25 protein-coding genes and 3 tRNA genes are annotated in these 24,809 nt (G+C 35.1%); 23 read left to right on the forward strand and 5 right to left on the reverse strand.

The features are described 5' to 3' along the window. Position 1: 1 nt before the first annotated feature. From racE to ACFSW4_RS01445, 5 genes are all read left to right on the forward strand, one after another. A complete protein-coding gene (gene racE / locus ACFSW4_RS01425) occupies positions 2 to 805 on the forward strand; it encodes a glutamate racemase (RefSeq protein WP_054753490.1) in 804 nt (267 codons plus the stop codon). 127 nt (positions 806 to 932) lie between these two features. Continuing rightward, positions 933 to 1,679 carry a ribonuclease PH gene (rph, locus tag ACFSW4_RS01430; protein WP_054753489.1) on the forward strand — a complete coding sequence of 249 codons (747 nt, stop codon included), beginning with the start codon at positions 933 to 935 and terminating at the stop codon, positions 1,677 to 1,679. Between the two features lie 13 nt (positions 1,680 to 1,692). Beyond that, positions 1,693 to 2,283, forward strand: coding sequence for an XTP/dITP diphosphatase (locus ACFSW4_RS01435; protein WP_377326996.1), 591 nt, complete (start codon positions 1,693 to 1,695; stop codon positions 2,281 to 2,283). Positions 2,284 to 2,766: 483 nt separating this feature from the next. After that, a tRNA-Gly gene (locus tag ACFSW4_RS01440) sits at positions 2,767 to 2,840 on the forward strand. Between the two features lie 20 nt (positions 2,841 to 2,860). Beyond that, positions 2,861 to 2,937 (forward strand) — tRNA-Arg (locus ACFSW4_RS01445). 61 nt (positions 2,938 to 2,998) lie between these two features. Here ACFSW4_RS01445 and ACFSW4_RS01450 read toward each other — a convergent pair. Next, positions 2,999 to 3,121 (reverse strand): hypothetical protein, encoded by a 123-nt coding sequence (locus ACFSW4_RS01450; RefSeq protein ID WP_279401608.1) that lies wholly within the window; start codon positions 3,119 to 3,121, stop codon positions 2,999 to 3,001. A 146-nt stretch (positions 3,122 to 3,267) separates the two neighbouring features. Beyond that, positions 3,268 to 3,414: a sporulation histidine kinase inhibitor Sda gene (gene sda / locus ACFSW4_RS01455; RefSeq protein ID WP_279401607.1), complete on the reverse strand. Its 147-nt coding sequence runs from the start codon at positions 3,412 to 3,414 to the stop codon at positions 3,268 to 3,270. 94 nt (positions 3,415 to 3,508) lie between these two features. On the opposite strand from sda, the gene ACFSW4_RS01460 reads away from it, so the two are divergent. The 6 genes from ACFSW4_RS01460 to ACFSW4_RS01485 all read left to right on the forward strand — a co-directional run bounded on the left by ACFSW4_RS01460 (position 3,509) and on the right by ACFSW4_RS01485 (position 8,078). Continuing rightward, on the forward strand, positions 3,509 to 4,372 hold the full coding sequence (locus ACFSW4_RS01460) for a fructosamine kinase family protein (protein WP_054753487.1): 864 nt from the start codon (positions 3,509 to 3,511) through the stop codon (positions 4,370 to 4,372). 49 nt (positions 4,373 to 4,421) lie between these two features. Beyond that, a tRNA-Arg gene (locus tag ACFSW4_RS01465) sits at positions 4,422 to 4,495 on the forward strand. A gap of 263 nt (positions 4,496 to 4,758) precedes the next feature. Then, positions 4,759 to 4,932 carry a tyrosine-type recombinase/integrase gene (locus tag ACFSW4_RS01470; protein ID WP_377327117.1) on the forward strand — a complete coding sequence of 58 codons (174 nt, stop codon included), beginning with the start codon at positions 4,759 to 4,761 and terminating at the stop codon, positions 4,930 to 4,932. A 566-nt stretch (positions 4,933 to 5,498) separates the two neighbouring features. After that, positions 5,499 to 6,254, forward strand: a complete 756-nt coding sequence (locus ACFSW4_RS01475; RefSeq protein WP_377326998.1) for an ABC-three component system protein — start codon at positions 5,499 to 5,501, stop codon at positions 6,252 to 6,254. Beyond that, on the forward strand, positions 6,254 to 6,487 hold the full coding sequence (locus tag ACFSW4_RS01480) for an ABC-three component system middle component 7 (RefSeq protein WP_054753485.1): 234 nt from the start codon (positions 6,254 to 6,256) through the stop codon (positions 6,485 to 6,487). Before ACFSW4_RS01475 ends, ACFSW4_RS01480 begins: the two co-directional genes overlap by 1 nt. Further along, entirely contained in the window at positions 6,471 to 8,078 is a 1,608-nt protein-coding gene (locus tag ACFSW4_RS01485) for a DUF2326 domain-containing protein (RefSeq protein ID WP_377327000.1), read from the forward strand. The genes ACFSW4_RS01480 and ACFSW4_RS01485 overlap by 17 nt, the downstream gene beginning before the upstream one ends. A gap of 130 nt (positions 8,079 to 8,208) precedes the next feature. Here ACFSW4_RS01485 and ACFSW4_RS01490 read toward each other — a convergent pair whose 3' ends face one another. Together ACFSW4_RS01490 and ACFSW4_RS01495 are read right to left on the reverse strand one after the other, a co-directional pair. Continuing rightward, entirely contained in the window at positions 8,209 to 8,685 is a 477-nt protein-coding gene (locus tag ACFSW4_RS01490; RefSeq protein WP_054753477.1) for a DUF1189 family protein, read from the reverse strand. A gap of 21 nt (positions 8,686 to 8,706) precedes the next feature. Then, positions 8,707 to 8,952, reverse strand: a complete 246-nt coding sequence (locus ACFSW4_RS01495) for a DUF1450 domain-containing protein (protein ID WP_377327002.1) — start codon at positions 8,950 to 8,952, stop codon at positions 8,707 to 8,709. Positions 8,953 to 9,104: 152 nt separating this feature from the next. Here ACFSW4_RS01495 and ACFSW4_RS01500 point away from each other — a divergent pair, with 152 nt between their 5' ends. The 6 genes from ACFSW4_RS01500 to yihA all read left to right on the forward strand — a co-directional run bounded on the left by ACFSW4_RS01500 (position 9,105) and on the right by yihA (position 17,813). Further along, complete coding sequence (locus ACFSW4_RS01500) at positions 9,105 to 10,562, forward strand: aldehyde dehydrogenase family protein (protein WP_377327004.1); 1,458 nt, start codon at positions 9,105 to 9,107, stop codon at positions 10,560 to 10,562. Positions 10,563 to 10,789: 227 nt separating this feature from the next. Further along, complete coding sequence (locus ACFSW4_RS01505) at positions 10,790 to 11,776, forward strand: hypothetical protein (RefSeq protein WP_377327006.1); 987 nt, start codon at positions 10,790 to 10,792, stop codon at positions 11,774 to 11,776. A gap of 136 nt (positions 11,777 to 11,912) precedes the next feature. Then, entirely contained in the window at positions 11,913 to 13,199 is a 1,287-nt protein-coding gene (tig, locus tag ACFSW4_RS01510; RefSeq protein ID WP_377327008.1) for a trigger factor, read from the forward strand. A 233-nt stretch (positions 13,200 to 13,432) separates the two neighbouring features. Next, positions 13,433 to 14,710 carry an ATP-dependent protease ATP-binding subunit ClpX gene (gene clpX / locus ACFSW4_RS01515; RefSeq protein WP_377327010.1) on the forward strand — a complete coding sequence of 426 codons (1,278 nt, stop codon included), beginning with the start codon at positions 13,433 to 13,435 and terminating at the stop codon, positions 14,708 to 14,710. 231 nt (positions 14,711 to 14,941) lie between these two features. Beyond that, on the forward strand, positions 14,942 to 17,200 hold the full coding sequence (lon, locus tag ACFSW4_RS01520; protein WP_377327119.1) for an endopeptidase La: 2,259 nt from the start codon (positions 14,942 to 14,944) through the stop codon (positions 17,198 to 17,200). Positions 17,201 to 17,228: 28 nt separating this feature from the next. Beyond that, positions 17,229 to 17,813 carry a ribosome biogenesis GTP-binding protein YihA/YsxC gene (gene yihA, locus ACFSW4_RS01525; RefSeq protein WP_377327012.1) on the forward strand — a complete coding sequence of 195 codons (585 nt, stop codon included), beginning with the start codon at positions 17,229 to 17,231 and terminating at the stop codon, positions 17,811 to 17,813. 93 nt (positions 17,814 to 17,906) lie between these two features. Here the strand turns inward: yihA and ACFSW4_RS01530 are convergent, their stop codons facing one another. Then, complete coding sequence (locus ACFSW4_RS01530) at positions 17,907 to 18,386, reverse strand: LiaI-LiaF-like domain-containing protein (protein WP_377327014.1); 480 nt, start codon at positions 18,384 to 18,386, stop codon at positions 17,907 to 17,909. A gap of 196 nt (positions 18,387 to 18,582) precedes the next feature. Between ACFSW4_RS01530 and hemA the strand changes: the two genes are divergently transcribed. From hemA to hemL, 6 genes are read left to right on the forward strand one after another with little or no spacing between them, the layout of a single operon-like run. After that, positions 18,583 to 19,953 (forward strand): glutamyl-tRNA reductase, encoded by a 1,371-nt coding sequence (gene hemA, locus ACFSW4_RS01535; protein ID WP_377327016.1) that lies wholly within the window; start codon positions 18,583 to 18,585, stop codon positions 19,951 to 19,953. 15 nt (positions 19,954 to 19,968) lie between these two features. Beyond that, on the forward strand, positions 19,969 to 20,796 hold the full coding sequence (locus ACFSW4_RS01540; protein WP_054753467.1) for a cytochrome C assembly family protein: 828 nt from the start codon (positions 19,969 to 19,971) through the stop codon (positions 20,794 to 20,796). Between the two features lie 10 nt (positions 20,797 to 20,806). Then, a complete protein-coding gene (gene hemC / locus ACFSW4_RS01545) occupies positions 20,807 to 21,739 on the forward strand; it encodes a hydroxymethylbilane synthase (protein ID WP_054753465.1) in 933 nt (310 codons plus the stop codon). Then, positions 21,739 to 22,515, forward strand: coding sequence for a uroporphyrinogen-III synthase (locus tag ACFSW4_RS01550; protein WP_377327018.1), 777 nt, complete (start codon positions 21,739 to 21,741; stop codon positions 22,513 to 22,515). The genes hemC and ACFSW4_RS01550 overlap by 1 nt, the downstream gene beginning before the upstream one ends. Further along, on the forward strand, positions 22,508 to 23,485 hold the full coding sequence (gene hemB, locus ACFSW4_RS01555; protein WP_377327020.1) for a porphobilinogen synthase: 978 nt from the start codon (positions 22,508 to 22,510) through the stop codon (positions 23,483 to 23,485). The genes ACFSW4_RS01550 and hemB overlap by 8 nt, the downstream gene beginning before the upstream one ends. 15 nt (positions 23,486 to 23,500) lie before the next feature. Then, entirely contained in the window at positions 23,501 to 24,787 is a 1,287-nt protein-coding gene (hemL, locus tag ACFSW4_RS01560) for a glutamate-1-semialdehyde 2,1-aminomutase (protein WP_054753459.1), read from the forward strand. Positions 24,788 to 24,809: the final 22 nt, after the last annotated feature.

Genomic DNA, 24,809 nt, shown 5'->3' on the forward strand with positions numbered 1-24,809 from the left:
CTTGGAACAACCAATAGGGGTTATTGACTCTGGTGTAGGTGGATTAACTGTATTACATGAGTTGAAAAGGCAACTGCCAAAAGAAAAATTTATCTATTTAGGTGATACATTAAGATGTCCTTATGGTCCGAAACAAGAACATGAAGTGATTCAATATACGTGGGAAATGGTAACACACCTCATGACATTTGATATTAAAATGTTAGTAATTGCATGTAATACCGCAACAGCTTTAGTGATTAATCAGTTAAAAGAGCAGCTTCCGATTCCTGTAGTGGGAGTAATTGAACCAGGAGCTAGGGCAGCCATTAAGGCAACGAAGACGAATCATGTTGGAATAATTGGAACAGAGAACACGATTAAAAGTAAAGCATATGAAACGGCTTTAAAAAGTATTAAACCTTCATTGACTACAGTTGGAGTAGCATGCCCTAAGTTTGTCCCATTAATTGAAAGTGGGCAATTTACAGAGCCTGGAGCTTTAGAAATCGTGAAGGAAAGTCTAGAATTCATTAAAGACCACCCTAATCTTGATACGCTTATTTTAGGTTGCACTCACTACCCGATTATTCAACCGTTAATTGAAGAAGTAGTAGGGGAACAAATTACAGTTCTTTCATCAGCTGTAGAGACAGGTTTTGAAGTAAGTACGTTATTAACATTTTATAATATGTACAATTCACTAGAAGGTAAACTGGAAGAACCCGTCATACTTACTACAGGAAGTTTAAATGTATTTCAGCATCTAAAAGAGGAAATATTTCAGTTAAAGAGTGCTTCTTTAAAACAAATTACTTTATCCTAGCCATAACTTATACTTCAAGGCAATGAAGTATAAGTTTTTTTATGATATACTGTGCGTGGTGTTTAGAAACAGGTAATTAGAATAAAATAAATTTGCAATTATATTTAGTTAGTTCAGGAGGATTTATATGCGTACTGACGGCCGAACTGCCGAACAATTAAGAGAAGTTAACATGATTACTAATTTTACAAAACATCCAGAAGGATCTGTATTAATCACGGTAGGAGAAACAAAAGTCATTTGTAACGCAAGTGTTGAAGATCGTGTGCCGCCATTTATGCGTGGTCAAGGTAAAGGCTGGATCACTGCTGAATATGCGATGTTACCTCGAGCTACTGAGCAAAGAAATATTCGAGAGTCTTCAAAAGGCAAGGTATCAGGCCGAACTATGGAAATTCAACGTTTAATTGGTAGAGCTTTAAGAGCGGTCATTGACCTTGATTTAATTGGTGAACGTACGATTTGGGTAGATTGTGATGTTATCCAAGCAGATGGAGGAACTAGAACCGCCTCTATTACGGGGGCGTTTGTAGCTGTTGCTTTAGCATGTGGCAAGCTATTAAAAGAAGAGAAGATTTCAAAAATGCCGATTAAACATTTCTTAGCCGCAACTTCAGTTGGTGTTACTGAAGAGGGAAGTTCAATCCTTGATTTATGTTACGAAGAAGACTCAACAGCATCAGTTGATATGAATGTTGTCATGACTGATCAAAATGAATTTGTTGAACTACAAGGAACAGGTGAAGAAGCTACATTCTCTCCTAACCAATTAAACGAATTAATTTCATTAGCTCAAAAGGGAATTAATGAATTGTTCTCCATACAAAAGGATGCACTTGGTGATGTTGCAGAACGAATAGGTGAAGGAAAGTAAAGGAGAGTAAGCTATGAAGCAGGTTTATGTGGCAACAACAAATCCAGGGAAAATAAAAGAATTTCAAGAAATGTTTAATTCATTAGATATTCAGATGGTGAGTTTGATAGATGCATTTGAAAATGTAGGGGATGTTGAAGAAACAGGAACTACCTTCGAAGAGAATGCTAGGCTAAAAGCTGATACGTATTCTAAAACTTATGATGTGCCGGTTATGGCGGATGATTCTGGCTTAACAGTTACAGCCTTAAATGGAGAGCCAGGTGTTTACTCTGCACGTTATGCAGGTTTAGATAAAAATGATGACAATAACATGATGAAATTACTTAGTAATTTAGACGGTAATAACAATCGTGACGCTGCTTTTGTATCTGTCATCGCTTATTCGAGACCTGGAGAAGAGACGATTATATCTGAAGGTCGTTGTGAAGGAAGGATCGCGGAAGCGCCAGAAGGTACAGAAGGTTTTGGATATGATCCTATATTTATTCCAGATGGTTATAATCATACTATGGCTGAACTAGGACCTGAGGTAAAGAATCAGATTAGTCATCGAAAATATGCCTTAGACCAAATGCTGAAACAAATAAAAGATTTATTATAATTAGAAGCTGGGGAGATAACCCAGTTTCTTAAATTAATTCTTAATATAGGTTGACATGTGCGAGGAAATTTTTATATAATAATTCTTGTCCGCAACAGAAATGTATAAAGATACATTTAAATAATGGACATAGTGATCAGTAGACTGAATGCGTCAGTTACATAATTATTATTTACTACATATTATGCGGGTGTAGTGACGAGCAAAACTACTATGAGTTTGCTACGAGTTGCCCCGAAGCATAAAAACATCTTCGAATAAACTGGTAGATGCAGGGGCATAGTGTTAGTAGATTAGATGCGTCAGTTACATAATTATTATTTACTACATATTATGCGGGTGTAGTGACGAGCAAAACTACTATGAGTTTGCTACGAGTTGCCCCGAAGCATAAAACATCTTCGAATAAACTGGTAGATGCAGGGGCATAGTGTTAGTAGATTAGATGCGTCAGTTACATAATTATTATTTACTACATATTATGCGGGTGTAGTTTAGTGGTAAAACCTCAGCCTTCCAAGCTGATGTCGTGGGTTCGATTCCCATCACCCGCTCCATTTTTTGTTTTAATACATAAGTCCCAGTAGCTCAGCAGGATAGAGCAACAGCCTTCTAAGCTGTGGGTCGCAGGTTCGAATCCTGCCTGGGACGCCATTTTAAAAATGTGCTCAATCTCTTTAGCCATTAAGAGATTGAGCTTTTTTTATGTTCCTAATTATTTTGATTGCTCAGGTTTTGGTTGCTGTGTGATTGAAGATATAACCATACTTGTGACGACTGTTGCAATTAAATTCAAGATCGCAAAGACTAAGAGCACGATAAAGAAAGTATCTCGCATGTTTGTAAGCCCTCCATATTCCGAAACTATTTGTCTAATTCTTAATTATATCTTTATCAATTAACAAAAAATCATTCGTAAAATTGAGCAAAGGATCATAAACAAAAAACTCTCACTATAAAAAGCGAGAGTCAGCAGTACTATATTTAACCAATCATAAGCCTGACTGTATCAGGGTTAATTTTCCTCATATATAATTCTTGCTCTAATAGTTCGATGAAATCTAGTTCTAATTCAAGGTTTATGGATTTGATATATGCACTGATTAATTGGTCATTATTTAAAAAATGCATCCATTCCACCCCTTTTACTTACGACTTTGTTACCAACAACATACCCTTTTTGTTAGAATATAAACCATAATCTAGTTAAATAGGGTGAATTGTAATGAGAGACATTATTCAAATGGCATTACATCATGCACAAGACAAAAGTGATATCGTGAGTCAACAACCTGTTAGTGGTGGTTCAATCAATGAAAGCTTTTTTGTAAGAACAGCACGTCAAACTTATTTCATCAAGCATCACCCGAATGCACCAGAAAATTTCTTTGCTTATGAAAAAGAAGGATTAGAATTAATTAGATCAACCCAGACTATTCAAGTTCCTAAAGTTTACGCACATTCAGATCAACCAGGGAGAGCTTATTTAGTTATGGAATGGGTAGAAGGTGAAAAAAATTCAAACACTGAATATGAATTGGGTCAAGGTTTGGCGAAATTGCATCAAACTAACGCAGCTAGGCATGGTGTTCATCATGACACTTATATAGGTACACTTAAACAACCAAACACACTCTATAATGAATGGGTGGACTATTATAAAGAATGTCGGTTAAAAACTCAGCTTGAAATTGGGGTTGATCTTGGTAGCTTAACTGGCAGGCGAAGAGAGAAGTTAGAAAGAATTATTACTGATTTAAATCAGTTTATTCCAAAAGAAATTAAACCCACTTATTTACATGGTGATCTATGGGGTGGGAACTGGTTAACAGGATCTAATGGTAAACCTTATTTAATTGATCCTTCATTTTTATATGGTGACAGGCATTTTGATATAGCGTTTACAGAGCTATTTGGTGGATTTTCAAAGAAGTTTTATCAAGCCTATCAAGAAATTTATCCATTAAGCTCTTACTATGATGATATTAAGGAGTTATATCAATTATATTATTTGCTTGTTCATTTAAATATTTTTGGTGAGATGTATGGTTCCGCAGTGGACCGTGTTTTAGATAAGTATGCTGGATAAAAAAGGGCTTGAAAAATCTCTTAATGATTGGTTTAATAAATAAGTGTCTGTCCCAGTAGCTCAGCAGGATAGAGCAACGGCCTCCTAAGCCGTAGGTCGGGAGTTCGAATCTCTCCTGGGACGTTAACAAACTATCTGTGCTAAACCTTTTTAACTAGGGTTTTGCACAGATAAAGGATGCTAACGCAGATTATAACTCTGTGTGGCATCTTTTTTCCCTACAATATTCCTGCATAGTTTTAGTACCTCCATTAAGATCTCAATATGGTGAAAAGATTTCTAATTTATTTATTAGCTGTAAAGGGACATCATTAAAAACAAAATCAACTAACAATGCAATTTCAAAACAATTAAGCAAATATGCAAAGAGCTATAATCTCTAGAATATTAACCCTCATGCTCTTAGAAGAGGTTATGCAAATAGCTTGTTGGGCAAGGGGGTAAATCTTGCTTTAATATCAAAAGCTCTTGAGCATTCAAGCCTAGCAGTTACTACTCAATACTTGGATATAGATGTTGAGGAAGTTATTGATAACTTGAGAGAATTTTTCTTCTACTAGCTTTTTGTAGGGTTTATAGTGTTACTTTACCTAGAGGATAGTAATAAACTTTTAAGGAAATTAAGAGTAATCCTCTAGATGAGAAAAATGTATTAACTAACAATCTAAAGAGTATCAAGTCAAGTATCAAAAAGGTTCATCAAGATTATATCGCTGAAATTTTTACTGAAGAAGATGCACAGAATTAAAAAAAGCAGTTAAAAGCTCAAAGAGAGCATACTGAGGTACAGTTAGAAAAATTGAATAGTAGGATAATGGTGAAATAGTAAAAGAGCTAGAGGCTGTCTTAATCAGGCTAAGAGCTTGTTTAAAATGTGAGTTAAACTTAGAAGCAAAAGAAATGAATCTATTGTTGTCATCTGTAATAGACAAGATTGAGTATAAGAGGGTTGGAAATCACAAGGCAGAGATTGATATGCAAATACACTATAAAGGACAATCAGCGGAGCTAGAGCAGTAATTCTAGCTTCTTTTTTATTTAATTATTTGGTAAAAAGAGGATTTTTTATGGTTTTGTCGAATATTGTACTAAGTTGTACTTTTGTATTAAAGGTGGTGTGAGTTTTATGGCTGAAAGAAAACCCCTAGGCAAGCATGAGAATGCAATTTTACTTTCTGAAGTTGACAGTTTATGTCCAATTTGTGCTAAGCCTCTTATTTATGAAAAAAAAGGTAGGAAATATAAGAGATGGGAAGGTGCTCATATATATCCCCTTAACCCTACAGAAGAGGAAAAGAAACTGTTAAAGGGTGAGAAAAAATTACATGAGGATGTAAATCATTTAAATAATATTATTGCTTTATGTCGCGATTGTCATAAAGAATTTGATAATCCTAGAACAGTAGAAGAATATAGAGAATTATTTAGCATTAAGAAAAATATTCTGAGTAAGAATGAAACAAGGACAAAGTACCATGATCACCATATTGAGAATGAAATTAAAGAAGTAATTACTACGCTAGTAGAGGGCTTTGGTGAAGGATATTCTCAGCAATTGGAGATGAATGCTTTAAGGTTAGATGAAAAAGCAGATAAATCTCTAACTCCTATAACAAAAAGAAGGATAAGGAATGAAATAAGAGATTACTACTTATATATTCAAGAGCAATTTCGCCAGTTAGATAGCAATTATCCGCAATCATTCCATAGAATAGCTTTACAAGTAAGTCTTTTTTATAGCACATTAACAAAAACAGAAACCTCGCAAGAAGTAATTTACACTCAATTAACTGAGTGGTTATCCAAAGTAACAGGCAATAGCTCTTTAGGTGCGTGTGGAATAATAATTTCCTTTTTCATTCAGAATTGTGAGGTGTTTTAATGCTATTACCAAGTAAAGTAACTAGGTTTAGTGAGTCAGTGATTGGAAAGATAACAATTCTTCTAGAGTATTTAGTAGATGGTGAAATAACTATTAAGGATTTGTATTACAGCACAAGAGATCAATTTGAAGAAATAGATGAATTTATTTATTCACTTGATGTATTATATCTGCTTGATGCTGTCAAAGTGGATTTTGATAAAGGAGTAGTTTCATATGTTAACAAAAATTAAGAGTAAAATATTTCAAGAGGAAGCAATTGAATTTCAAAAAGGTCTAAATGTAGTGCTAGGTGACAATAAAGGTTCAAACTCAATTGGTAAATCAACTTTACTAATGATTGTAGATTTTGTTTTTGGTGGTAATACATATACTTCACATAACAAGGATATGGCAGAAAAATTAGGTCATCATGATTTCTTATTCAAGTTTGAATTTGATGGGGTTGAATACTACTTTATTAGGGGCACTGAGGAGCCAGATATAGTATATGAAAGTAACAGCAATTATGAGCAATTAGATCAGATGAAGGTTGGGGATTTTACAAAAAAATTAAAGAGTTTGTACAAGCTAGAATCAGATTATTTAACTTTTAGATCTATTGTTAGCACTTTCTCAAGAGTGTGGGGCAAAAATAATCATGATGTAAAAAAGCCTCTCCATAATGTACCGAATCAAAAGTTTAGTGAAACAGTTTCAAACCTAATCAAGCTGTTTTACAAATATGAGGAGATTGCTAATGAAGATAAGGAATTAAAGACATTAGAAAGTAAAAAGAAAGTATTGAATAAAGCAGGTAATTTTAAATTTATTCCTAAGATCACAAAAAAGAAATATGAAAAGAATTTAAAAGAAATTGAAAGACTTACTAAGGAGATTGAAAAGGTTGGTAAGAAGGCTTACAGTCCCTCTATAAATGTTAGCGAAATAGTCTCTGATGAGTTAATTAAAGTGAGGGAAGAAAAAAATAAGTTGCTTGAGGAGCGAGAATATCTTAGGTCTAGATTAAATAGGACAAATAGAAAAATAAAGAAATCTGCTGATGCTGGGTTTGAAAACCTTAAAGATTTCTTCCCTAATGTCAATATAGAAAAATTAACTGATATAGAATCCTTTCACAATGGTATCAGCTCTATACTAAGTAATGAACTAAAAACAGCGAGGAAAGAATTGAATGGAAAGATTAAGGTATTAGATAAAGAAATTAGCGAATTAAATTCCAGACAAGAGCAATTATTAAACCCTGATGAGGAGCTTAATGTATTTATTGATAAGTTAATTGAACATACCTCAGAAATAAAGAATTTACAATTAGAAAATGAATACTATTTAAGGTTGTCTGTTATTAAGTCAGATGTAAAGGCTAAGGAACAAGATCTTGATGAAATAAAAGAAAAGATAGTAAAAGATATAGAGAAAGAAATTAATTCAAAGATTAAGGAGGTAAATGATTTAGTTCATGAGGATAAAAGAAGTGCTCCTAAATTAGATTTAACATACACATCATATGAATACAAAATATCTAATAATACTGGTACTGGTAAAGCATACTCAAACTTATTGATATTTGATTTAGCTGTATTATTACTAACTAGACTACCATTTATCATTCATGATTCTTTCTTGTTTAAAAACATTGAAAAAGAAGCAGTAGAGCAAATCATTGATTTTTATAATTCAATGTCTAAACAAGTGTTTATAGCGATTGATCTAATAAACATGTATAACAAAGAAACTCAAGATACTTTGAAAAAGAATAAAGTTATTCAATTATCAGAGAATAATTTATTGACTACTTTAGACTGGAGAGATAGTAGCAACTAAAAGGAAGGATATGGTAGTAGGATCCTTTTTTGGAAGAGTATAATGTCAGCCTCCTAAGCCGTAGGTCGGGAGTTCGAATCTCTCCTGGGACGTTAAAAAGGCCTGATCAGTTTCGTACTGGTCAGGCCTTTTACTTATGGCGTTTAGGATAAATCAAAATCATTTTTGTTATTAAATAAAGAAATATGACAATGGATATTAAAATAAATAACAAATTTAACATAAAAATTTTAATGAACAAGAAAATGATGATTGGCCAAGTTAAAGCATAAGATGTCATTTTCCATAATTGATGATAAGCTAGTTTTCTATTTAAACTATTTCTAATTAAATAAGAAATACCAGCTAAAGCTGTAACAATTAATGTGGTTAAAAAGATCGTTAAAGCTGGATACAAGAAAACCACTTGAATAATCACAACATCTGGGATCGAACCGTTTGTATCTTTAACATTCTGAACAAATCTTATTGCATCGGGTAAGAATAAAATTAAAAATAATAGGTTGATGAACACGAGTGTATCTCTCATGTTCATGCGATTTAATTTAAACAAAGCATCTTTCTTAGGTAGTAATAAACTGTTTTTAAGAATCGTACCTAATTTCACTCGTCGCCCCTCCGCTCACTATTAGAAAAAGACTGCTAATTCGTCTTCAATGGCTTTTTTAATTTTAGTTATGGCATCTTCAGTGTCTTTCCCAAAGATTCTTTTGCCGTTGACTAATGCGTAAGGTCTAACAGCGCAAAGTCCGCAGAAGGAAAGGCAGCTATTTTCTATCACTGCCACTTCTGGATATTCTTCCTCCAGTATTTCCTCTAAGTTAACTTGAGCGATTAGATTTCCGTCACAGATTTCGACTACAACAAGACCCATAGCTGCTTTCCTCCTTTCTAGTTAAACAATCATTTTCAAAATTATAATTATAAAGCCTCTTTGTAGTTTGTGCAACTTTTTATGTTTGAATAATGATGACAAAAAGTTGGAAGAATAAGTTTTGTCTAAATGACAAGAAAGAGGTGTGGTAGTTGGATTTTACAACTTTAAATAAAAGTTTTATTAATGGAGAGTGGGTTGAAGGGCAGAGTAGCCGGACGTTTAATAATCAAAATCCGTATAACGGAGAAGAGTTACAAACGATTAAGCTCGCGACATTAAATCAGTTAGAAGATACTTTTTTAAAAGCAAAAGAGGTACAGAAGAGTTGGGCTAAAACATCTGCTGAAGAGAAAAAGCAAGTATTAAATAAAGTCATTGAATTTTATGAACAGAATCGTGATGACATAATTGATATCATCACTAGAGAAACTGGTGGGAGTGTCATAAAGGCGAATGTGGAAGTTGATTTAACAATAGGGTTGGTTAAGGAAGCATTGACCATGCCTGATGAATTAGACAAAGTAGAAGAAGTACCTGCGGGTATAGAGAACCGAGTGAACCGTGTTCACAAATTACCACTTGGTGTGATTACGTCAATATCACCATTTAATTTTCCGATGAACTTATCAATGAGAACGATCGCACCTGCGATTGCTCTTGGTAATAGTGTGGTTCATAAACCAGATGCGCAAACAGCGATGTCCGGAGGTTCGATTATTGCAAAAGCGTTCGAATATGCAGGGTTACCAAAAGGTGTGTTTAATTGCCTATTAACAGATCTTGATGAGATTGGTGATGCTATGTTAGAAAGTCCTCATTCACAGCTTATTAGTTTCACAGGGTCGACACCTGTTGGTAAACATATAGGTAAAATAGCTGGTGGTATGCTCAAACGTGTAGCATTAGAGCTTGGGGGAAATAATCCATTTATCGTTTTAAAAGATGCCAATGTTGATAAGGCAGTAGATGCAGCGGTATTTGGTAAATTTATTCACCAAGGACAAATTTGTATGTCCATAAACCGTTTTATTGTCCATCACGATCATTATGATGAGTTTGTAAAAAAGTTTGTTGAACGAGTTAAGGCTATTCCATGCGGAGATCCGACTAATCCAGAAACGATTGTGGGGCCACTTATTAATGAAGAGCAAGCTGATAAAGCCTCGAAGATTATAGAAGATGCTAAAAATGCCGGGGCCAAGGTGGCATTAGAAGGGTCGAGGGACGGAAATTTACTTACGCCGACTGTATTTATTGACGTTGATAATGGTAGTGAGCTTGCGCAAACAGAATTATTCTCACCTATTGCGACCATTATAAAGGCCGAATCTGATGATAAGGCAATTGAAATGGCTAACGACACACCTTACGGATTAAGCTCAGCTATCTTTACTGAGGATTTAACTGAAGGTGAGGAATTAGCACGTCAAGTGGAAAGTGGTATGACCCATATAAATGATCAAACCGTTAATGATCACCCAACAGTACCATTTGGTGGCGCTAAAGAAAGCGGGTTAGGTCGTTTTGGTAATCCGTGGATTGTTGAAGAATTTACGATGACAAAATGGGTTTCGATTCAAAAAGAATATCGTGAATATCCTTTCTAAACTTTTAATTGATTCAATTTGTACAAAGAGGCCTGGAACTCTTAGTTTATCAATTTAACTTAAGAGTTTGGCCTTATTTTTGTGTTAAATAGAACCGTAATCATGTATGATATAGATAAATAGGTATCTGTAATTTTTAATTACAGGTTACACATTATGTTTTTAATGAGGTGATTATGGGTAGATTATGTTAACAGGGAAATTATTTAAGACGGGATGGTTTTATTATGGATTATGAACAACAAGACGTCGTCATGTTCCCGGGATGGAGAAAAGAGTTAGAGGCAAAGACGTTTGAAGCAGTGAAACATAAGAATTATAAGGAAGCTTTATTACATATTGAGCAATTAGAATCGTTCGATGAAGCATCAAATGATATTTTAACGGCAAAAGTAATTTGTTTAATTGAAACCAGTCAATATGAGCAAGCAATTGGTCTCTGCCGGAAACTGATGCGAGAAGATGATGAGAATTATTATAAGTATTTACATATTTATTTGACGATCTTATTTCAAAATAGTCAATATGCCGAACTCGTTGATCTCTTAGATGAAATTCAAAATCATGAATCCATCCCAGTTGAATATGAAGAGCCATTTAAACAATTGTATGATATGAGTAAACAGTTTCAAGAGCAAACTCCTAAGCGAGATTCGTCCGAACACATGGAACATTTTTTGGATTCACTCGAAGGTGGTAATTTCCAGGAACAATGGAATTTGCTATCATACCATCGTAAACATTCAATTGAACCATATTTAGATCGATTAGTACCATATTTAAGTGACGCTCAGCTTAATCCAGTTATTAAAACTGGTATCTTACAATGGTGTATAGATGAAGGCATTGAAGATCAAATTGAAATTGTTAAATTTGATCGGTCTAAGTGGATAAAGCCTTATGAATTACCTGATGTACTAGAAACAGAATTTGCAAAGACTTGTTTAATAGAATTAGAAGAAATTGAACATGATGATCCTACTCTATACCAATTTACAAAGCAGATTTTGTTTCGATTTTTGTATATTTTATACCCATTAACGCCTATTGATGCTGAACCGAGTGAAATCGCTGAAGCGGTATCTAAATTAGCTGAGAAATATTTGAATTTAAATCAAGACGAACACCCTACATACATAACTGAAAATACTAGGAAGTGGATGGATGAGATTGAGCAACTAGAAAAATTATATTTCTCTCAAATTGAGGATTGACATTTTCTAGTTTAGATTATTGAACGGATAAATTTCTATGTTATAATATAGTGGTTGCATTATGCATGAATAGTGAGATTTAATGATCGCTATGTAAAAAATATTGGAATAAATAGTTTTTTGGAGGGAAGTTTTTATGTCAGCAAAATGGGAAAAGAAAGAAGGCAATGAAGGTGTCTTAACGTTTGAAGTCGACACTGATGAATTTGATAAAGCCTTAGATCAAGCTTTTAAAAAAGTAGTTAAAGATGTGCAGGTACCTGGATTCCGTAAGGGTAAAGTACCTCGTAATATTTTCGAAAAACGTTTCGGTGTTGAAGCATTATATCAAGATGCGGTTGACATTGTCTTACCTGATGCTTATATGAAAGCAGTTGAAGAAGCAGGTATTACTCCGGTTGATCGTCCTGATGTTGATATTGAACAAATTGAAAAAGGAAAACCATTAGTATTTACTGCTGAAGTAACGGTTAAGCCAGAAGTTACATTAGGTGAATATAAAGGTCTTGAAGTTGAAGAAAAAGATACAACTGTCACAGATGAAGATGTTGAAGAAGAATTAAAATCACTTCAAGAAAAACAAGCAGAGCTAGTTGTTAAAGAAGAAGGAACAATCGAAGAAGGTGACACAGCTGTTATTGACTTTGAAGGTTTTGTTGATGGCGAAGCTTTTGAAGGTGGAGCAGCAGAAAACCATTCATTAGAAATTGGCTCTGGTCAGTTCATTCCTGGATTCGAAGAGCAACTAGTTGGTAAAGAAGCTGGAGAAGAACTAGATGTTGTTGTAACATTCCCAGAAGATTATCAAGCAGAAGAGTTAGCGGGTAAAGAAGCTACATTCAAAGTTAAAATTCATGACATTAAAACAAAAGAATTACCTGAACTTGACGATGAGTTCGCAAAAGATGTTGATGAAGAAGTAGAAACGTTAGATGAGTTAAGAAATAAAACTCGTGAACGTTTAGAAGAAGAGAAGAAAAATGATGCTGACGTTGAAAAACGTGAATCACTAGTTAATCAAGCAGCTGACAACTCAGAAATGAACATTCCACAAGCAATGGTTGACTCAGAACTTGATCGTATGATGCAGGAATTTGAGCAGCGTCTACAAATGCAAGGTCTATCATTAGACATGTACGCTCAGTTCACTGGCCAAGATGAAAATGCGCTTAAGGAACAAATGAAAGATGACGCTGAGAAACGTGTTAAAACTAATCTAACTTTAGAAGCTATTTCAGAAGCTGAAAACTTAGAGGTAACAGAAGAAGACGTTAAAAAAGAATTAGAACAAATGGCCTCTATGTACAACACAGATGTTGATAACTTAAAGCAAATGTTAGGCGGAAATACTGACATGCTTAAAGATGATCTTAAAATGAAAAAAGCAATTGACTTCTTAGTTGAAGAAAGCAAAACTATATAATAATTAAAACAAGGCGCGTGTTGAACGTGCCTTGTTTTTCAATAAGTAACATCTACATATTCGGAAAAGGTGTGTAACTTTTCAAAAACAAAGCATAAGATGATTGTAAGTTTTTCTTTTGACTAATTTAATTTTCAAGTACATAATGAGAATTACGGAATTCATTTATACAAACAATAATATGACATCTAGTTAACATACAGATAAAACTTTGATTTTTATGGGGTGAAATAATGTTTAAATTTAATGAAGAGAAAGGGCAACTTAAGTGCTCTTTTTGTGGAAAGACGCAAGATCAGGTGCGTAAGTTAGTCGCAGGACCAGGCGTTTATATATGTGATGAATGTATTGACCTTTGTACTGAAATTGTAGAAGAAGAATTAGGTTCAACAGATACGGAAGAATTCAAAGATGTACCAAAACCTAAGGAGATTTGTGAAATCCTTGATGATTATGTGATTGGTCAAGAAAAAGCGAAGAAGTCCTTGTCAGTTGCGGTATATAACCATTATAAACGTATTAATTCAAATAATGTAAAAAACGATGATGTTGAATTGGCTAAAAGTAATATCTTATTACTTGGACCAACAGGTAGTGGTAAAACATTACTTGCACAAACATTAGCAAGAATTCTTAATGTACCTTTCGCTATTGCAGATGCAACGTCATTAACTGAAGCGGGTTATGTAGGTGAAGATGTTGAGAACATCTTACTAAAACTAATTCAAGCAGCAGACTATGATGTAGAAAAAGCTGAAAAAGGTATTATTTATATCGATGAAATTGATAAGGTCGCTCGAAAATCCGAGAACCCGTCAATTACAAGAGATGTATCAGGTGAAGGTGTACAACAAGCCTTACTAAAAATTCTTGAAGGTACACAAGCAAGCGTACCACCTCAAGGCGGACGTAAGCATCCTCATCAAGAATTTATTCAAATCGATACAACTAATATCTTATTTGTGGTTGGTGGTGCATTCGACGGCATCGATCAAATTGTTAAACGTAGGCTCGGTGATAAAGTCATTGGATTTGGTGCTGAAGCAAATAACGCCAATGTCAATGAACAAGATTTATTAACAAAGGTTCTTCCTGAAGACTTATTACGCTATGGATTAATTCCAGAATTCATTGGCCGTCTTCCAGTAATCGGAAGCCTTGAACAATTAGATGAAGATGCATTAGTTGAAATCCTAACTAAACCTAAAAACGCTCTAGTTAAACAATACGAAAAGTTATTTGAAATTGACGATGTAGAGCTTGAATTTGAAGAAGAAGCTTTACGTGAAATTTCAAATAAAGCCATTGAACGAAAAACAGGAGCGCGTGGGTTAAGATCCATTATTGAAGGTATTATGTTAGATGTGATGTTCGACTTACCTTCGCGTGATGATATTGAGAAATGTATTATTACAAAAGATACAGTCAAACTCGATAACGGTAAACCAAAGTTAGTCATGAAGGATGGTTCGGTAATTGATCAGAATGAAGAGCCTAAAGAAAGTGCTTAAAACTCAAACAGTTAGGCCTTAAATAAACTCGCCAGCTTGGCGAGTTTATTTATTTCTAATAATTAGTACATAATAAGAGTGGTTTATTTAAAGCATAAGAACAATTTACAACATGATTGGAATTCTATATGATTAAAGTACGGAAAATCTTGGAGGTGTTCATCATTGGGAACAGATAAACATACAGATATCCCCCTCCTACCATTGCGTGGCGTTGTTGTTTATCCATCAATGGTTATGCATTTAGATGTAGGAAGAGAAAAATCAATAAAAGCTTTAGAAGATGCTATGATGAAAGACCATCATATACTGTTAGCAACTCAAAAAGAAACGTCTTTAGATGAGCCAACAAAAGACGACCTTTACCAAACTGGAACTGTTGCTGAAATCAAACAAATGGTTAAGCTACCAAATGGAACAAGGCGAATCTTAATTGAAGGCTTACATCGTGCAGAAGTACAAGCTTTCAATAAAGAAGATGACTTTTTTATTGTTGAGTATGAATCACTAGACGATGAGCAAGGTGAGAACCTTGAGCAACAAGCCATGATGAGAATGCTCATTAATGATTTTTATGAATTCACTAAAATATCAAAGAAGTTAAATCAGGAGACATTTGATTCTGTAAAAGATATTGATGAACCTGGTCGCCTTGCTGATATGATTAGTTCCAATCTTTCATTAAAAATCCAACAAAAACAGCGAGTGCTTGAAATAGTCTATATACCTGAACGACTCGATTTCATTATTCAACTAATTAATAATGAAAAAGAAGTTTTAAGTATGGAGAAAAAGATTGGTCAACGCGTTAAACGTTCAATGGAACGAACCCAGCGTGAGTATTATTTAAGGGAGCAACTAAAAGCGATTCAAAAAGAGCTTGGTGAAAAAGATGGAAAAACTGGCGAAGTGGCTGAGTTAAAAGAAAAAATAGATGAAGCTAATATGCCTGAGCGAATTGAAAACGTTGCTTTAAAAGAACTTGACCGTTATGAGAAAGTTCCTCAAACATCTGCTGAAAGTTCAGTTATACGTAACTACATTGAGTGGCTTGTTTCGTTACCTTGGACAAATGAAACAACAGATAACTTAGAAATTAACAGAGCTGAGCGAATTTTGAATGAAGATCACTATGGTTTAGATAAAGTTAAAGAACGCGTTTTAGAATACTTGTCAGTTCAAAAATTAACGAATTCTATAAAAGGCCCTATTTTATGCTTAGTGGGACCACCAGGTGTCGGTAAAACGTCACTAGCAAAGTCCATTGCACGAGCGATCAATCGCCATTTTGTTAGAGCATCGTTAGGTGGCGTAAGAGATGAGGCTGAAATTCGAGGTCACAGACGAACTTATGTAGGTGCTATGCCTGGACGCATTATTCAAGGAATGAAAAAGGCCGAAACCATTAATCCAGTCTTTTTATTAGATGAAATTGATAAAATGGCAAGTGATTTCAGAGGCGATCCATCATCGGCTATGTTAGAAGTGTTAGACCCTGAACAAAACCATTCTTACAGCGATCATTTTATTGAAGAACCATATGATTTGTCGAAAGTCATGTTTATTGCAACTGCTAATAATTTACAGACAATTCCTGGTCCATTACTTGATCGTATGGAAGTCATTTCAATTGCGGGATATACAGAGCTTGAGAAGCTTCATATATCAAAAGAACACCTTCTTCCAAGACAGCTTAAAGAAAATGGTCTATCAAAAGGGCAACTGCAAATCCGTGATGAAGCCATTTTAAAACTGATTAGAATGTATACTCGTGAAGCAGGTGTGCGTAACTTAGAGCGTCAATTTGCATCGATTTGCCGTAAAGCAGCCAAAATTATCGTTGCTGAAGAGAAGAAACGAGTGGTTGTAACAGAGAAAAAATTAGACGAACTATTAGGAAAACCGCGTTTTAGATATGGACAAGCTGAAGTCGATGATCAAATTGGAGCTGCAACTGGTCTTGCTTATACACAAGCAGGGGGCGATACGCTATCCATTGAAATCTCATTATCAAAAGGTACGGGTAAATTAACCCTTACCGGTAAACTTGGTGATGTTATGAAAGAATCAGCTCAAGCTGCTTTTAGTTACATTCGTTCACGTGCAGATGAGCTTGAAATAGAACCAGATTTTCACGAAAAATATGATGTTCATATACACGTCCCAGAAGGTGCAACTCCAAAAGACGGGCCATCTGCTGGTATTACGATGGCAACAGCTCTCGTGTCTGCCTTAACTGAAAGACCTGTTCGTAAAGAAGTGGGTATGACAGGTGAAATCACATTACGGGGTCGAGTTCTCCCTATTGGTGGTTTAAAAGAAAAATCACTTAGCGCCCATCGTGCTGGTTTAACGACCATTATTATGCCAGCTGAGAATGATAAAGATTTAGAAGAAATTCCGGAAAGCGTTCGAGAAGGGTTAACATTTATTAAAGTTAAACATTTAGATGAAGTACTAGAACATGCTCTACTACCTAATAAACAGTAATACGTGTTGTTCCTAAGGAGAATTTATTATGAAAGTAACACAGGCTGAAATTGTGATAAGTGCTGTTAGTAAAAAACAATATCCGAATGACGGATTGCCTGAAATTGCATTAGCAGGCAGGTCCAATGTCGGTAAATCATCTTTTATCAATAAGATGATTCAGCGTAAAAGCTTAGCGAGAACCTCTTCAAAACCAGGTAAAACACAAACTCTTAACTTCTATAAGATCAATGAGTCGTTCTTTTTTGTAGATGTACCTGGATATGGTTACGCCAAAGTGTCAAAAAAGGAACGTGAAGCTTGGGGGAGAATGATGGAAGAGTATTTCCAAGAGCGGGAAACTCTTGAAGCAACGGTTTTACTGATTGATATGCGCCATCCTCCTACTGAAGATGATATTATTATGTATGATTTTTTAAAGCATTTTGAACTTCCTGTTTTGGTTGTGGCGACAAAACTGGATAAAGTAAAAAAGGCCAAGAGAGATCAGCATTATAAAGTTATTAAGGAAGCGTTAGATTTAGAGCCAGAAGACCAACTGGTTGCTTTTTCTGCCGAGACTGGTGAAGGTAAGGATCAAGCTTGGAGACATTTAAGCGGGTTTATTTCATAGTATGAGTTTGAAAAAGGACTTTCTTAGCAAAAAGTGGCTGAGAAAGTCCTTTTTGTTTGGAGGAAATTTATAAATTTCGCACCTCACAAGATGTTACTTTTTAAATAATAAAATGCTTCCGATTAGAATGAGCAGGATTGGCCAAAACTTCTCGAGCTGCACAAACACAAAATCAAACCAACTGAACCAATCAGGCATTGCAATAGATGTAATGGCCATAAATGAAATGATAATAAATATGAGACCGATCACCATACCTTGGTTTGTTTTTTGAGAACGTAATAAAAAAGCAAATCCAATAATTAAGGTATACATACCCCAATGGTCAATCCATTGTACGGAATGTGTCAGTGCATGAAAATGAATACCTAACCCGAGTAAAACGACTCCAGGGAAAATACTATCATGTTGTTTTTGTGTATAACCATTGAATAAGAACGCGATTCCTAATATGATAAGTATGGTTGGCCACGTATCAAAACGCGATAAAAATGGGATGGAGTATTGTTGTAATAAGAAATAAATACCGATTCCAATTAGAATAATACCTAAAAAAGATTTTTGTTGGTTCATGAGATACGCTCCTAAAATCAGTTTTCTTGAAGGCTAAATGGCCATGTGTTAACCTTGTATTAGTAGATAATAATTATTCTAAATTAATACTATCACAAATTTTCATATTATGTTCATGTTTTTAAACGTAATAAAAACGACTTTATTGGTATACTAACATTATAAGAATGGTTCGTATAGATAAGGGGTGAAGGGTATGCATGTCATAGTAGTAAGCTTAAACTATCGGACAGCCCCAGTTGAATTAAGGGAACAGTTAGCTTTTAAAGAGGATCAAGTAGGCGATGCGATGGTTGCTCTGAATCAAGAAAAGAGCATCCTAGAAAATGTTATCGTCTCAACTTGTAACAGAACGGAATTATATGTTGTGGCAGACCAGTTGCATACTGGTCGTTATTATGTGAAGCGCTTCGTATCAAATTGGTTCGATGTGGATCTTGATGAAGTGACAAAACATGTAGAGATTTATGAAGATCAAGATGCAATTCGCCACTTATTCCGTGTATCAGCTGGTTTAGACTCCATGGTTTTAGGTGAAACTCAAATTTTGGGACAAGTTAAACAAGCATTTCATGTTGCGCAAGTGCGTGAGGCTTCAGGACTCATCTTTAATCAATTGTTCAAGCAGGCGATTACTGCAGCTAAAAAAGGGCATCGTGATACAGAGATAGGTGAACATGCGGTATCTATTAGTTATGCAGCTGTAGAATTATCGAAAACTATTTTTGGCGATTTAAAGAATCAACACGTTGTCATCTTAGGCGCTGGCAAGATGGGTGAATTAGCTGTACAAAATTTACACGGCAGTGGTGTTGATCGTGTAACTGTCGTTAATAGAACATTTTCAAAAGCTGAAGAACTTGCGAATCGCTTTAATGGTGAAGCCATTCCTTTAGAGAATTTTGAGTCCACATTAAAAGATGCTGATATTCTAATTACATCTGCCGGGACTCAAGATTATGTACTGACTAAGGAACAAATGTCTTCACTTATTAAAAAGAGAAATGGGAAGCCAATTTTTCTTGTAGATATTGCGGTTCCGCGTAATCTTGATCCCGCCATTAATGATTTAGATAGTGTCTTTTTATATGATATAGACGATCTCCAAGGCATTGTTGATCAAAACTTATCAGAAAGACAAAAGGCGGCAGCTCAAATTGATGAAATGATTGAAGCCGAAATGGATGAGTTTGAAGAATGGTTAACAACATTAGGTGTTGTGCCAATTATTTCAGCTCTACGTAAAAAGGCTTTAACAATTCAAGAACAAACAATGGCATCCATTGAACGTAAAATGCCTGATTTAACGGCTCGTGAGAAAAAGGTATTAAATAAACATACGAAAAGTATTATTAATCAAATGCTTAAAGAACCAATTCTTCAAGCTAAAGAAATGGCTGGAGAAGAGCATGCGGATGATATGCTTAAATTATTTATTCGAGTGTTTGGCATTGACGATGAGGTTGAAGAGGAGCTTAGAAAACAAAATTCAAAACATCAGTCTCATGAGGAAGTTAGTCGTTCATTACCTTTATCAGGCTTAATACAAGCGATTCAACATCGTTAATAAGGGGAAACTCACATGAGTGCCTTTGAAGACTTAAGAATTTATGAATTAATCGTTATATTATATGGATTAAGTTTAATGATGTATTTCTATGATTTTGTTAAGCAAGACCGGAAGGCCAATCAAATGGCCTTCTGGTTACTTTTATTGGTTTGGTTTTTACAGACCATTTTTTTATTTAGAGAGATTTATATTACAGGGACATTGCCTATACTGAGTATAACGGAAGGTCTTTATTTTTATGCTTGGTTAATACTCTTGGTATCCGTAGTAGTCAATTACTTTTTTAAAGTTGACTTTTTAGTGTTTGTGATGAATGTGATTGGCTTCATCATTATGTTAGTCTTTTTAGTTTCACATTTAACAAGTGGTGGTAATACGTTTGGAGATCAGTTTATAGGTGAATTATTGCTATTTCATATTGTGCTAGCATTCTTATCCTATACGCTGTTTACAATATCTTTTGCTTTTTCTGTCTTATATTTATTACAATTTAAGATGTTGAAGGAGAAAAAGTGGGGACGGACACTTAAAAAGTTAGGTCGTTTAGGGCAAATGGAAGAATGGTCATTTTTATTAATCATTATTTCAACACCTTTATTGTTCATTTCTCTTATATTAGGAGTTGTATGGGCATATATGGCCAACGAGCTATTTTATTGGATTGACCCAAAAACGATTGGTTCATTTATTGTCATTATTTTATATGGGTTTATCATCTATAGAAAAGTTGTGAATAAATCAGTTGGAAAAGATTTAGCGCATGCGAATACGATGGCATTTGCGATATTGTTTTTAAATTATTTCTTATTCTCATTATTATCAAATTTTCATTTTAATTAGGAGGTTTACGATGCGAAAAATCGTAATAGGCTCAAGACGAAGCAATTTAGCAATGACCCAGACTGAATGGGTTATTGAGCAGCTGAAGAAACATACGAAAGATTATGAATTTGAAGTTAAAAAGATCGTTACTAAAGGAGATAAAATTCTAGATGTAACGTTATCTAAAGTTGGCGGGAAAGGCCTTTTTGTAAAAGAGATTGAACAAGCTATGTTTGATCATGAAATTGATATGGCGGTACATAGTATGAAGGATATGCCTTCACAACTTCCAGAGGGTCTCGAAATTGCGTGTGTTCCTGAACGTGAAGATCACCGTGATGCATTTATATCCAATGATCATGTTCAGTTAGATGATTTAAAAGAAGGAGCTGTGGTTGGAACTAGTAGTCTACGTAGAGGGGCTCAAATTTTAGCTTACAGACCAGATTTAAAAATACATTGGATTCGCGGTAACATTGAAACGAGACTCAGAAAACTAAAAGAAGAGAATTTTGATGCCATTATTTTAGCTGCAGCCGGCTTAAAACGAATGGGCTGGTCAACTGAATTAATTACACAATACTTAGAACCAGAAGTAAGTTTACCTGCAGTTGGTCAAGGTGCACTTGCGATAGAGTGCCGTGAGAGTGATGACGATTTGAAAGAATTATTGTCAAACATTAATGATGAATACACGGCAACAACCGTTTCTGCCGAACGTAAATTTTTAAGTATGCTTGAAGGTAGTTGTTCTGTACCAATTGCAGCATACGCAATTAGAGAAGGAGACCAAATTACTTTAACTGGTTTAGTGTCTTCATCAGACGGCAAAACCGTTCTTAAAACACAGAGTACTTCTAACGACCCTATTCAAGCTGGTGAAGAAGTAGCGAATGAACTGATTAAACAAGGGGCTAAAGACTTAGTTGAGGAAGCTAAAAAGGAACTTGGAGAGCAATAATGTCTCAATTAAAGGGGAAGACCTTATTTATCTCTCGTGAATTTGCTAAAGCTCAAGATTTTATCGTTCCACTTAAAGAACATGGTGTAAACGTCATTGCTTATTCTTTAATTACTTTTGAGTTAGAGGAATCTGTTTCTCATCGTGAGACTATAAATCAATTTAATCAATTTGATTGGGTCGTTTTTACAAGTGCAAATGGTGTTCGGTACTTTTTTGAAACTTTAGACAATCACGCAATTTCGCCTAGTGAAATTCAACATATTAAAAAGGCTGTCGTTGGCTCAAAGACCAAAGAAGCTTTAGAACAATATGGCGTACAAGCTCATTTTTTACCAGAAATTTATGATGCTGAACATTTTAGTCATTCGTTTATAAGTGACATGAAACCAAAGCATGTGTTACTCATAAAAGGTAATTTATCTCGTGATGTGATTGATCACAAGTTAGATCGTGCAAATATTCCATACGATACAATGATTGTTTATAGGACTGTTGTGAATCACAAAGTAGAAAGCATTATAAATCAAGAATTGACTGAAAATGTAGATGGATTAGTATTCACATCGCCTTCTTCTGTTAATGCATTCGAAAAGTTAGTTGGGATCAATCAGGCTTATTTAATCAAACCTTGCTTTTGTATTGGAGAGACAACAAGAGAAAAAGCTGAACAATCTGGTTTCACTAATACAATTGTCCCTGAAGTTTTTACACTGGAAGGATTATCCGACGCTGTGGTTCACTATTACTCTATAAAGGAGAATGATGATGAGTGATTTAAATTTTGATCGACATAGAAGACTTCGAAGTTCTGATAGTATGAGAGCTTTAGTTAGAGAAACTCATTTAAGAACCGAAGATTTAATTTATCCTATTTTCGTTTTAGAAGAAGAAGGGCAAAAAAATGAAGTACCTTCGATGCCAGGCATTTATCAAATTTCCTTAGATCGGTTATCCGAAGAAATGGATGAAGTTGTCTCATTGGGTATTCGTGCAGTTCTTTTATTTGGAGTACCAGATGTTAAAGATTCAGTAGGGTCAGAAGCTTATAATGACGAAGGAATTATCCAGAAAGCTACTCGTTTTATAAAAGAAAACTATCCAGATGTACTAGTTGTGGCGGATACATGTTTGTGTGAATATACAGACCATGGACATTGTGGTGTGATTCATGACCAATACGTTCATAATGATGAATCATTACCTTTATTAGTTAAAACGGCTATTTCGCAAGCAAAGGCTGGGGCAGACATTATTGCTCCTTCCAATATGATGGATGGTTTTGTTGCAGCTATTCGTAAGGGCTTGGACGATTCTGGTTTTGAGAATATTCCTATTATGTCTTACGCTATTAAATATGCCTCAGCATTTTATGGTCCATTTAGAGACGCTGCAGGCAGTACTCCGCAATTTGGCGATCGTAAGACCTATCAAATGGATCCAGCAAACCGTCTTGAAGCACAGAGAGAAGCTGAATCTGATATTATGGAAGGTGCAGACTTTCTAATTGTGAAGCCTGCTATGACTTATTTAGATATAATGAGAGAAGTCAGAGACCGTTATAATGTGCCAATTGTGGCTTATAACGTCAGCGGTGAATACTCTATGGTCAAAGCTGCCGCTCAAAACGGCTGGATTAATGAACAACAAATTGTTTTAGAAAAATTAACCTCAATGAAACGAGCAGGCGCTAATTTAATTATGACTTATTTCGCAAAAGATGTCGCAAAATGGCTTAAGCAATAAGAAGGAGGTTATTAAATGGGTTACGAAAAATCACAAGAATTATTTAACGAAGCGGTTGATTTACTGCCAGGCGGGGTAAATTCTCCAGTTAGAGCGTTTAATTCTGTTAATATCGATCCTATTTACATGGAAGAAGGTAAAGGGTCTAAAATTTATGATGTTGATGGAAATGAGTACATCGACTATGTGTTAAGCTGGGGACCATTAATTCTTGGTCATGCTGATGATCAAGTTGTTGGACAACTTAAGGAAGTATTAGAAAAAGGGACAAGCTTCGGAGCAAACGTTGAATACGAAAACAAATTAGCAAAGTTAGTGATCGATCGTGTTCCTTCAATTGAAATGGTTCGTATGGTTAACTCAGGAACAGAAGCGACTATGAGTGCCCTGCGCTTAGCACGTGGTTACACAGGTAGAGATAAAATACTTAAATTCGAAGGCAACTACCACGGGCACGGTGATTCATTACTTATTAAAGCAGGGTCAGGTGTGGCAACTCTTGGTCTACCTGATAGCCCAGGAGTACCTGCTTCGATCGCACAAAACACAATTACGGTACCTTATAATGACCAAGAAAGTGTGAAATATGCCTTTGAAGAATATGGTAAGGATATTGCAGCTGTAATTGTTGAACCTGTTTCTGGAAATATGGGGGTTGTACCTCCTGTAAATGAATTTTTAAGCTTCTTAAGAGACATTACTGAAGATAATGGATCATTACTTATTTTTGATGAAGTTATGACAGGGTTCCGCGTTGGCTATAACTGCGCTCAAGGACACTTTGGTGTAACACCAGATTTAACTTGTCTAGGTAAAGTTATTGGCGGCGGACTTCCAGTAGGTGCCTACGGTGGTAAGCGTGAAATTATGGAACGAATTGCCCCAGCTGGAGATATTTATCAAGCTGGAACTCTTTCTGGTAACCCACTAGCCATGGCAGCGGGTTATGAGACTTTAAATCAACTAAGCGATCAATCTTATGAAGAGATTAATAAAAAAGCAGATCGATTAATAGAAGGTTATAAAAAAGCTGCTGAAGAATATGGCGTGCCATTACAGGTAAATCGTGCAGGTTCAATGATTGGTTTCTTCTTTACTAATGAAGAAGTTATTAACTTTGAAACTGCCAAATCATCAGACTTAGAATGGTTTGCAGAATACTATCGACTAATGGCAGAACAAGGAATCTTTTTACCACCTTCACAATTTGAAGGAATGTTCCTATCTACAGCCCATACAGATGAAGACATTGAGAAGACGGTCCATGCAGCAGAACAAGCATTTAAACAATATAAAGGTTAAGTTAAGGCCACACAGCACTCTT

The organism is Piscibacillus salipiscarius (assembly GCF_042685285.1).
Classification (GTDB): Bacteria; Bacillota; Bacilli; order Bacillales; family Alkalibacillaceae; genus Piscibacillus; species Piscibacillus salipiscarius.

Coding starts and splice junctions, on each gene's coding strand:
- ACFSW4_RS01450 (WP_279401608.1), bottom strand. CDS start 3,121: ATGCGAGATACTTTCTTTATCGTGCTCTTAGTCTTTGCGATCTTGAAT.
- ACFSW4_RS01540 (WP_054753467.1), top strand. CDS start 19,969: ATGAGTGCCTTTGAAGACTTAAGAATTTATGAATTAATCGTTATATTA.
- lon (WP_377327119.1), top strand. CDS start 14,942: ATGGTTATGCATTTAGATGTAGGAAGAGAAAAATCAATAAAAGCTTTA.
- yihA (WP_377327012.1), top strand. CDS start 17,229: ATGAAAGTAACACAGGCTGAAATTGTGATAAGTGCTGTTAGTAAAAAA.
- hemC (WP_054753465.1), top strand. CDS start 20,807: ATGCGAAAAATCGTAATAGGCTCAAGACGAAGCAATTTAGCAATGACC.
- sda (WP_279401607.1), bottom strand. CDS start 3,414: ATGCATTTTTTAAATAATGACCAATTAATCAGTGCATATATCAAATCC.
- hemL (WP_054753459.1), top strand. CDS start 23,501: ATGGGTTACGAAAAATCACAAGAATTATTTAACGAAGCGGTTGATTTA.
- ACFSW4_RS01485 (WP_377327000.1), top strand. CDS start 6,471: ATGTTAACAAAAATTAAGAGTAAAATATTTCAAGAGGAAGCAATTGAA.
- hemB (WP_377327020.1), top strand. CDS start 22,508: ATGAGTGATTTAAATTTTGATCGACATAGAAGACTTCGAAGTTCTGAT.
- ACFSW4_RS01460 (WP_054753487.1), top strand. CDS start 3,509: ATGAGAGACATTATTCAAATGGCATTACATCATGCACAAGACAAAAGT.
- ACFSW4_RS01550 (WP_377327018.1), top strand. CDS start 21,739: ATGTCTCAATTAAAGGGGAAGACCTTATTTATCTCTCGTGAATTTGCT.
- rph (WP_054753489.1), top strand. CDS start 933: ATGCGTACTGACGGCCGAACTGCCGAACAATTAAGAGAAGTTAACATG.
- ACFSW4_RS01480 (WP_054753485.1), top strand. CDS start 6,254: ATGCTATTACCAAGTAAAGTAACTAGGTTTAGTGAGTCAGTGATTGGA.
- ACFSW4_RS01495 (WP_377327002.1), bottom strand. CDS start 8,952: ATGGGTCTTGTTGTAGTCGAAATCTGTGACGGAAATCTAATCGCTCAA.
- ACFSW4_RS01505 (WP_377327006.1), top strand. CDS start 10,790: ATGGATTATGAACAACAAGACGTCGTCATGTTCCCGGGATGGAGAAAA.
- ACFSW4_RS01475 (WP_377326998.1), top strand. CDS start 5,499: ATGGCTGAAAGAAAACCCCTAGGCAAGCATGAGAATGCAATTTTACTT.
- tig (WP_377327008.1), top strand. CDS start 11,913: ATGTCAGCAAAATGGGAAAAGAAAGAAGGCAATGAAGGTGTCTTAACG.
- clpX (WP_377327010.1), top strand. CDS start 13,433: ATGTTTAAATTTAATGAAGAGAAAGGGCAACTTAAGTGCTCTTTTTGT.
- hemA (WP_377327016.1), top strand. CDS start 18,583: ATGCATGTCATAGTAGTAAGCTTAAACTATCGGACAGCCCCAGTTGAA.
- ACFSW4_RS01435 (WP_377326996.1), top strand. CDS start 1,693: ATGAAGCAGGTTTATGTGGCAACAACAAATCCAGGGAAAATAAAAGAA.
- ACFSW4_RS01530 (WP_377327014.1), bottom strand. CDS start 18,386: ATGAACCAACAAAAATCTTTTTTAGGTATTATTCTAATTGGAATCGGT.